The organism is Salinivibrio sp. MA607 (assembly GCF_001996245.1).
GTDB classification, from domain to species: domain Bacteria; phylum Pseudomonadota; class Gammaproteobacteria; order Enterobacterales; family Vibrionaceae; genus Salinivibrio; species Salinivibrio costicola.
Genome location: NZ_MUFJ01000055.1, coordinates 1 through 4,355, shown reverse-complemented (window position 1 = coordinate 4,355; position 4,355 = coordinate 1). Strand labels below are relative to the sequence as shown.

Genomic DNA, 4,355 nt, shown 5'->3' with positions numbered 1-4,355 from the left:
TCACGCTTTTCTACCGATTTATCAAGACCTTTATCTTTCAGCAAGAAATATTGGGCATGAAGATCGCCTTCTGCTGCAAGCTTTTTGAAGCCCTCGACAGCTTTTTGATAGATCTCCTCGGTGCAATATTTATTTTCATAAGAGGTATCTAAGCCAAGTTCTTTTGCTACTTTGTTGCCAAAATGTTCAGATGAAAGATAAGAAAGGCATAAGTTACTTTTACTAGATAGCCAGTAAGTCGCATAGGGATTCCCTTTTCTCATTAACTCAGTCAGTATAGCTGTGGCTTCACTTCGTTTATAAATTTCATCTATTTTTGTACGTGCATAGATTATTTTGGCATTCTCTACGCCCTTTTTCATCAAAGAGTCCATCTCATCCCAAGTTGTTTGACTCCAATCACCACGCTGTAGCATTAGCATCAAGTCATACATCTCATCGTCAGGCTTTACTGTACTCGATATATATGGGTCATCGGATACTTTACCAATGTTCTCTTCAATGAACTCTTTGAATAAAGGGATGTCATCTTCAGGGTTGATCGCCTTTTCTTTGCAACCGGAGAGGAAACTCATCGATATGCTTAAAAGTATAACTTGGATAATCTTTTTATGACGAATCATAGGGGTGTGTCCAACGGATAGTGATGTTTAGGCCAAAAGATAGCGTAACGTTTTAAAGCTAAGGAATGCTACCGCCCAGCGAGTGTTGTGTCACTCACTGGGCGGTAAATATTTAGGATATCAAATCAATACGAGAGGCCTTTCAATTTAAGAAAGTGCTAGCTTTAGCTGAAAATAAAATCAGCCTTGTCCCCAATTATCGCTTTTAGTGAAGTAATCAATATAAATCATTGGCTTCATCTCAGCGATTTCCTTATCTATCTCACAGACACTCTCATCGTAATCATTTTTATCAGGCCAGTCATCATAATAAATAAAATAACGACTATCCTTAAATATCTTTTCGTACAATAACGCATGGCAATATTTTTCTTGTTTATTTAGTTCATCACTTCGATCTAATGCCATTGATAAAAAGTAGTAACTACCTCCTACTTTTTTCATTCTTTCGAATAATTCATCATTATTCTCTTCGTAGTACATTACTGTCCCCATAGCTGGGATATAATTATTATTGCTTGCAATCTTAAAAAGATCGAATGCTAATTTTTCTAATTCTTTTGAGCGAAAGACGAATCCGTTATTTGTCTGCATTTGCAATGAGTCGGTATAGTCCATCAATGGCTTATAGTAATGAGCCTCTGAGAATCGAATAACCTCTTTAATGTATTCTTCACGTTTTTCTACTGATTTATCAAGGCCTTTATCTTTTAATAAAAAGTACTGAGCGCGCAGATCACCTTGTTCTGCTAGTTTTTTAAACCCTTCAACAGCTTTTTGATAGATTTCTTCGGTGCAATATTTATTTTCGTAAGAGGTATCTAAGCCAAGATCTTTTGCAACTTTGTTCCCTAAATTTCTTGAGCTTATGTATGAAAGGCATATGCTACTTTTATTTGATAGCCAATACGCTGCATAAGGATTACCTTCGCTCATTGCCTTAGCCAGTCGTGAGATTGCCAAGCTGCGTTCCAAAATGTTTATAATCGCCATCCTAGCATGTAAAATTGTCGCTTGAGTATTACCTTTTTCGATAAGGCGATTGAATTCTTCTTCTCGGCTGTCACTCCAAGGTATACCCCGTTGTAGCTGTAACATCACTTCATACATTTCATCATCAGGCCTGAGCGTGCTTGATATATAGGGATCATCGGCAACTTTATCGATGTTTCTTTCAATAAAGTCTTTAAATAAAGGAATGTCATCTTCAGGATTGATCGCCTTTTCTTTGCAACCGGTGAGGATACCCATCGATAAGCTTAACAGTATAACTYGGATAATCGTTTTATGACGCATCATAGGGCTGTGTCCAACAGATAGTGATATTTAGACCGACAGATAGCATAACTCTTTAAACGTAAGGAATACTACCGCCCAGCGAGTGTTGTATCACTCACTGAACGGGATATAGAAGCAGTATGAAGCTAATGTATAAACGTAATAGAAGTAATAAAATATAAATATATTAGTAACCTCTACTCCAATCATTAACTCTGGTGAAATAATCAATGTAAATCATAGGTTCGATACTATTCAACTGTTCACTAACATTACAWKTTAGATTAYTCATGTYTATTTTACCYTCATAACTCCCACCAAAAAATCGATCACCGAAAATAGCCTTATATAGTTTCKCATCACARTATTKTTCCTTTGGGTTTAAAGATTTTYCCTTATAATAMGGTTTAGCCCAAAAATAATGCCATGCTCCAAGCTTTTTTAACCTATTATAAAGRAAATCATCTTTCGRAGTRTTTTTGTCAATCAAAAAAAAAAGCCGGRATATAGTTATTATTAGCTGCTATTCTTAGCAATTTTTTMACCTGKCGCTCTGATCTAGGTGAGTAAAAAACTGTTTTTCCATTTTCTACTTTAGTTATATTATAGTAGTAATCYATTAGAGGCTTATAATAGTGAGACTTGGCAAATCKAATAACTTCTTTTATGTAYTCTTCACGYTTTTCTACMGATTTATCAAGACCTTTATCTTTCAGCAAGAAATATTGGGCATGAAGATCGCCTTSTGCTGYAAGCTTTTTGAAGCCCTCGACAGCTTTTTGATAKATYTCCTCGGTGCAATATTTATTTTCATAAGAGGTATCTAAACCGAGATCTTTCGCTACTTTAGTACCAAGACTACTCGAGCCTAGATGTGCGCGACAGCGATAGCTTCTATTAGAAAGCCAATACGCAGCATAAGGATTACCCTCGATCATTAGCTTCGCTAGACGAGACACTGCGATATTTTTTTTTGAAATGTCATTCATTCTTAGGCGAGAGAGTAAAACTGTTGCGTGAGCATTCCCTTTTTCTATTAGACGGTTAAATCTATTTTCTTCTTCTTTGCTCCAAGGCGTTCCTCGCTGTAGATCAAGCAACACATCATACATTTCATTTTCAGGGCGAACCGTACTAGATATATAAGGATCATCGGCTACTTTATCGATGTTTCTTTCAATAAAGTCTTTAAATAAAGGAATGTCATCTTCAGGATTGAGTACCTTTTCTTTACAACCGGCGAGGATACTCATCGATAAGCTTAAAAGTATAACTTGGATAATCATTTTATGACGCATTATAGGGTTGTGTCCAACAGATAGTGATGTTTAGACCGAGAGATAGCATAAAATTTTAAACGTAAGGAATGCTACCGCCCAGCGAGTGTTGTATCACTCACTGGGCGGGATATTTAGGATGTCAAATCAAGACGGGGAAGAAATCTTTAAGTTCGGAAAACTCCAGTATCAGCCCAATAGAAAATCAGCCTCGCCCCCAGTTATCGATCCTAGTAAAGTAATCAATATAAATCATTGGCTTCATCTCAGCGATTTCTTTTTCTATATTACAGATGCTTTCATCGTAATCACTTTTTTTAGGCCAGTCGCCATGATATACGAAGTAACGAGTACTCTTAAACAAGTTTTCATATAATAGCGCATGACAAAACTTCTCTTTATCAGCCAACTCATTGCTTCTCGCTAAGGCTACCGCTAGAAAATAATACTTCCCTCCTGCCATTTTCATTCTATTAAAGAGTTCTTTATTATTCGTTTCATGAACCATCAAGTTCCCTATAGCAGGAGTATAATAGTTATTACTTGCTACTCTGTATAGATCCATACCAAAGTTTTTTAGTTTTTCTGAGCGAAATTCTAGCCCTCTATGTCCCGGCTTTTTTAATGTATAAAGATAGTCCATCATTGGCTTATAATAATGCGCTTCTGCGAATCGGATCACTTCTTTWATGTAYTCYTCACGCTTTTCTACCGATTTATCAAGACCTTTATCTTTCAGCAAGAAATATTGGGCATGAAGATCGCCTTCTGCTGCAAGCTTTTTGAAGCCCTCGACAGCTTTTTGATAGATCTCCTCGGTGCAATATTTATTTTCATAAGAGGTATCTAAGCCAAGTTCTTTTGCTACTTTGTTGCCAAAATGTTCTGATGAAAGATAAGAAAGGCATAAGTTACTTTTACTAGATAACCAGTAAGTCGCATAAGGGTTCCCTTTTCTCATCAATTCAGTCAGTATCGCAGTGGCTTCACTTCGTTTATAAATCTCATCTATTTTTGTACGTGCATAGATTATTTTGGCATTCTCTACGCCCTTTTTCATCAAAGAGTCCATCTCATCCCAAGTTGTTTGACTCCAATCACCACGCCCACGCTGTAGCATTAGCATCAAGTCATACATCTCATCGTCAGGCTTTACTGTACTCGATATATATGGGTC

At 36.7% G+C, this 4,355-nt stretch carries 3 protein-coding genes and 1 pseudogene; all 4 read right to left on the bottom strand.

Annotation, left to right across the window (positions count from 1 at the left end; genetic code table 11):
• Window positions 1-623: pseudogene (locus BZG81_RS15295) on the bottom strand (sel1 repeat family protein); the annotation flags it as partial.
• Between the two features lie 180 nt (window positions 624-803).
• Window positions 804-1,874, bottom strand: coding sequence for a sel1 repeat family protein (locus BZG81_RS15290; protein ID WP_158011858.1), 1,071 nt, complete (start codon window positions 1,872-1,874; stop codon window positions 804-806).
• Between the two features lie 509 nt (window positions 1,875-2,383).
• Window positions 2,384-3,187: a hypothetical protein gene (locus BZG81_RS15285; RefSeq protein WP_077677802.1), complete on the bottom strand. Its 804-nt coding sequence runs from the start codon at window positions 3,185-3,187 to the stop codon at window positions 2,384-2,386.
• Between the two features lie 196 nt (window positions 3,188-3,383).
• On the bottom strand, window positions 3,384-4,355 hold a 972-nt coding region (locus BZG81_RS15655; protein ID WP_077677801.1), incomplete at its 5' end, for a hypothetical protein.